Raw genomic sequence first — 3955 nt, forward strand, 5'->3', positions numbered from 1 at the left:
TCGGATCCCAGGGCACCGCGCGCGGCGTGAGCTCGCGCCAGCGCTCGGCGCCGAAGAACGTCATGAGCATCAGGCGCGTCATGTAGAACGCGGTCAGTCCGGCCGCGAGCAGCGCCGCGCCGCCGAGCAGCCAGCCGCGCACCGGCGAGCCCCCCAGCGACGCCTCGACGATCATGTCCTTCGTGTAGAAGCCCGAGAGGAACGGGAAGCCGATCAGTGCCAGGTAGCCGAGGGTGAACGTGGCGAACGTGATCGGCATGTGCCGCCACAGCCCGCCGAACCGGCGCATGTCCGTCTCGTCGGCCATCCCGTGCATCACCGACCCGGCCCCGAGGAAGAGCCCGGCCTTGAAGAAGCCGTGGGCCAGCAGGTGCGCGATGCCCGCCGCGTAACCGATCGGGCCCAGCCCCACCGCCAGCATCATGTAGCCGATCTGGCTGACCGTGGAGTAGGCGAGGACCTTCTTGATGTCGTCGTAGGCGCACCCGATGATCGCGCCGATCATCAGCGTCACCGCCCCGACGATCGTCACGACCAGCTGACCGACCGGGGCGAGGTCGTAGAGCGGGTGGGTCCGCGCGACGAGGTAGACCCCGGCGGTGACCATCGTGGCCGCGTGGATGAGCGCCGACACCGGGGTCGGGCCCTCCATGGCGTCGGGGAGCCAGGCCTGCAGCGGGAACTGGCCCGACTTCCCGCATGCGCCGAGCAGGAGCAGCAGCGTCACCGCGGTGAGCGTGCCGGTGGACATCTCCCCGGCGCGGGCGAAGACCTCGGTGTACTGCGTGGTGCCCAGCTGCTGGAACAGGATGAAGATCGCGAGCGCCAGGCCGACGTCGCCGACCCGGTTCATCAGGAACGCCTTCTTCGCCGCGCTCGCCGCGAGCGGGCGGGCGACGTAGAACCCGATGAGCAGGTACGACGCCAGGCCGACGCCCTCCCACCCGAGGTAGAGGGTGAGGAAACCGTTCCCGAGGACGAGCACGAGCATCGACGCGACGAACAGGTTGAGCATCGCGAAGAACTTGCGCCGGTGCTCGTCGTGGTCCATGTAGGCCACGGAGTAGATGTGGATGAGCGAGCCGACGCCGGTGATGAGCAGGACGAACGTCAGCGACAGCGGGTCGAGGCGCAGCCCGAACTCCACGGACAGTGCTCCGGAGCCGAACCACTCGTAGAGCGGGAGGTCGCGGACACGCTCCTCGGCCGGCAGCGCGAGGGCACCGACGAACAGAACCGCGCCGTAGACGAACGACGCCACGACCGTCGCCACCCCGATGAGGTGGCCGAACCGATCGGTACGGCGCCCGCCGAGGAACAGCACCAGGGCACCGAGCGCCGGTAGCGCGACGATGATCCAGGCGGCGGCCCCGGCGCCGGTGGCGGGGCCCACGGGCGGCAGCTGGTCTGCTGCCAGCAGGGTGAGCATCGAAGCTCCCGTCAGTACTTGAGGAGGTTCGCGTCGTCCACCGAGGCGGTCCGTCGCGTGCGGAAGATGGACATGATGATCGAGAGGCCGACGACGACCTCCGCGGCGGCCACGACCATGACGAAGAACGCCATGACCTGGCCGTCGAGCGAGCCGTTGATGCGCGAGAAGGTGACCAGCGACAGGTTCACCGCGTTGAGCATGAGCTCGATGCACATGAACACGACGATCGCGTTGCGCCGCACGAGCACCCCGACGGTGCCGATGGCGAACAGGAGCGCGGACAGCAGCAGGTAGTTCGTGGGACTCACGCCTGGCTCCCGGTGACCTGGTCGGAGGAGTGCGCGCCGGGCGCCCGGTGGTGCGGCTCGTGGCCGCGGGCGTGCTCGTCGTGGTCGTCGCCGGCGCGGGCCAGCTCGGCCTGGTGGCCCAGCCGCTCGCGCGCCGTCGCCTCGATGATCGACGAGAGCGACTCCGGGGCGATCGAGCCGTCGGGAAGCAGCGCGGGGGTGGCCACCGAGTCGCCGGTCGCGAAGACGCCGGGCCCGGACCGCGACCCGAACTTCTCGGGCGGGCCGAGCAGGCGGGCGGTGACCCGCTCCCGCTGCGTGATGACCTTGGCCTTGGCCCGCCCGGCGAAGGTGTAGACCATCGCCCCGAGGGCGCCGGTGATGATCAGCGCCGAGGTGAGCTCGAAGGCGAGCAGGTAGCGCTGGTAGATCAGCAGGCCGAGGTTGCCGACGTTCGAGCCGGGCGCGGGCCCGGTGGCCAGGGGCACGGTGACCGACTGCGCCACCGCGCCGAGGAGCAGGCCCGCGAACCCGATCCCGAGGATCGCCGCGGCGACCCGCTGGCCGCGGAGCACCTCGACGACGGAGTCGGACGCGTCCCGGCCGACCATCATCAGCACGAAGACGAACAGCATCATGATCGCGCCGGTGTAGACGATGATCTGGGTGAAGCCCAGGAACGGCGCGGACTGGACCATGTAGAGCCCGCCGAGCGAGAGCATCGTCAGCACGAGCCACAGCGCGGAGTGCACGGCGTTGCGGGCGAACACCATCCCGAGGCCGCCGGCCAGCGCGATCGGCCCGAGGATCCAGAAGGCGACGGCCTCGCCGGTCGAGGTGGTCATCCGTCTGTCCCCCTCTTGGCCAGAGGGCCCTTCCCCACGACGGCCGTACCCGGCTCGACGTTCGCGCCCGCCCGGTTGTCGGTGTCCAGGTCGTGCTCCCCGGCCTGCTCCAGGCCCTTGCGCGCCATCTCCGGGCCCTGCACGTAGTAGTCCTGCTCGGTGTCGCCGAGACGCATCGGGTGCGGCGGCTGCTCCATGCCCGCCAGCAGCGGGGCCAGCAGCATGTCCTTGGTGTAGATCAGGTCCTGGCGGTCGTCGTCGGCCAGTTCGTACTCGTTGGTCATCGTCAGCGACCGCGTGGGGCACGCCTCGATGCACAGCCCACAGCCGATGCAGCGCAGGTAGTTGATCTGGTAGATCGCGCCGTAGCGCTCACCCGGGGAGAAGCGCTCCGTCTCGGTGTTGTCCCCGCCCTCGACGTAGATCGCGTCGGCCGGGCAGGCCCAGGCGCACAGCTCGCAGCCCACGCACTTCTCGAGGCCGTCCGGATGCCGGTTCAGCTGGTGGCGGCCGTGGTAGCGCGGCGCCGTCACCTTCTTGACGAGCGGGTACTCCTCGGTGACGACCTTCTTGAACATCGTCGAGAAGGTGACCCCGAAGCCCGCGATGCCGTCGAACATGCCCATCAGGCGTCAACCTCCGTGTCGGACGTATCGGACGCGGAGCCGGTACCCACCGCGGCGGTCTCCGGGGGAGGCGTCACGGACCGGCGTCGTCGTGGCGGTGGTGGAACGGTGAGGTCGAGCGGCGGCACCGGGTAGTCGGACACGACGGTCGGCTCCTCGGGTGCCATATCTGCCGGCTTGCGATCCGGCAGCATCACCGCGACGACGATCGCGACGACCAGCACGACGAACCCGATCAGCAGCACGACCGGGGCGGACACCGTGCCGTACTGGACGCGCAGCACGCGCAGCGCGGAGACGGCGACGATCCACACCAGGCTGACCGGGATGAGGACCTTCCAGCCCAGCCGCATGAACTGGTCGTAGCGCTGGCGGGGCAGGGTCCCGCGCAGCCAGATGAAGACGAAGAGGAACACGAACATCTTGCCGATGAACCAGACGACGGGCAGCCAGCCCTCGTTCGCCCCGTCCCACAGCGACAGCGGCCACGGGGCGCGCCAGCCGCCGAGGAACAGCGTCGTGGCCACCGCGGAGAGGGTGACCATGTTGACGTACTCAGCGAGGAAGAACAGCGCGAACTTCAGCGACGAGTACTCGGTGTGGAAGCCGCCGACCAGCTCCGACTCGGCCTCCGCGAGGTCGAACGGGGCACGGTTGGTCTCGCCGACCATGGAGATCGCGAACACCACGAAGCTCACCGGCAGCAGCCAGATGTACCAGCCGGACGCCTGCGCGGAGACGATGTCCGCCGTCGAGAGCGACCCG

The 3955-nt window shown here is 69.7% G+C and carries 5 protein-coding genes; all 5 read right to left on the reverse strand.

The annotated features are described in order from the left end of the window. Positions 1–1429: NADH-quinone oxidoreductase subunit L (gene nuoL / locus VGH85_21405; protein HEY2176373.1), on the reverse strand; the 1429-nt coding region annotated here is incomplete at its 3' end. Positions 1430–1440: 11 nt separating this feature from the next. After that, entirely contained in the window at positions 1441–1740 is a 300-nt protein-coding gene (gene nuoK / locus VGH85_21410; GenBank protein HEY2176374.1) for an NADH-quinone oxidoreductase subunit NuoK, read from the reverse strand. After that, positions 1737–2564 (reverse strand): NADH-quinone oxidoreductase subunit J, encoded by an 828-nt coding sequence (locus tag VGH85_21415; protein HEY2176375.1) that lies wholly within the window; start codon positions 2562–2564, stop codon positions 1737–1739. Before VGH85_21415 ends, nuoK begins: the two co-directional genes overlap by 4 nt. Continuing rightward, positions 2561–3190, reverse strand: coding sequence for an NADH-quinone oxidoreductase subunit NuoI (gene nuoI / locus VGH85_21420; protein ID HEY2176376.1), 630 nt, complete (start codon positions 3188–3190; stop codon positions 2561–2563). Before nuoI ends, VGH85_21415 begins: the two co-directional genes overlap by 4 nt. Further along, positions 3190–3955, reverse strand: a 766-nt coding sequence (locus VGH85_21425) for an NADH-quinone oxidoreductase subunit H (protein HEY2176377.1), incomplete at its 5' end; no start/stop codon positions are given. The genes VGH85_21425 and nuoI, both read right to left, overlap by 1 nt.

This window comes from Mycobacteriales bacterium (genome assembly GCA_036497565.1).
Taxonomy (GTDB): domain Bacteria; phylum Actinomycetota; class Actinomycetes; order Mycobacteriales; family QHCD01; genus DASXJE01.